Below are 807 nucleotides of genomic sequence, written 5' to 3'. Positions count from 1 at the left end.
GAGTTTCTGCTGCCGTGGAGCGATCGCTTTCTTGGCAAAGTCGAGAGCCACGCCACCACGGCGTTTTATCGCACGCTGGCGCTATTAACACGCGAAGCGCTGGAAGCGTTACGAGAAGATTTGGTGGAAGAAGAGGACGATGAGGACGCGCAGGATAGTCAAGAAGCGTGAATCTGGTTATCAGTATCAGGGCGGAGGAACCCGCCCTGATAACGGCTTAATCGGTCAACTGAATAGCGATTTGTCCCGGTTTTACCTCGATGCCTTTCGCCAGCTTTTTGGCTAACGCTTCCGTTTTGCTGTGTTCATCGCTGAGCACATAGGCTGGTTTCTGATCAAAATAGTTCTTCAATGCCTGATTCAAATAGGGCGTCAGCGTGTTGAATACGGTATCCATTTTCTCTGGCGTCACCTGATAATCCACCAACTCCATCTCTTTGAGGTAAACGGCGCTGTTGGTTTTATCAAACACTGGTTGTGCTTTTAGCGTAAGCACCGCATCCGCTGACTGGGCACCCAGCAGCGAACTGATGTCCACTTTGGCATGACCCGACAGTGTGACCTTGCCCGGTTCGGCACGTCCGATCTGGCTGCTGAGATCGCTCAACACGATGGTGGCATCGACTACGCCCGGAATACCGATCTGTTTTTTGAAATCATTGTGCTTTTGCAGATAACCGTTTATATCTTGCTCGCTAAGCGAATATTGCGTGAGTCGATCGCAGCCACTCACAAGTAACGTCAGCGCCACTGCGGCAATGGCGGCTATCCCTGATTTTTTCATTGATGTTCCTCTGCACGTGCTGT

At 51.1% G+C, this 807-nt stretch carries 1 protein-coding gene and 1 pseudogene; one reads left to right on the top strand and one right to left on the bottom strand.

The features are described 5' to 3' along the window. Positions 1–171, top strand: a pseudogene (locus tag J5224_RS31820) (molecular chaperone); the annotation flags it as partial. Between the two features lie 46 nt (positions 172–217). Here the strand turns inward: J5224_RS31820 and J5224_RS31815 are convergent. Next, a complete protein-coding gene (locus J5224_RS31815; RefSeq protein ID WP_264628962.1) occupies positions 218–784 on the bottom strand; it encodes a lipoprotein in 567 nt (188 codons plus the stop codon). Between the last annotated feature and the right edge of the window lie 23 nt (positions 785–807).

Source organism: Candidatus Symbiopectobacterium sp. NZEC135, from assembly GCF_025962695.1.
Note: the sequence above shows the minus strand (reverse complement) of the source record. Positions and strands in the feature narration are given on the sequence as shown.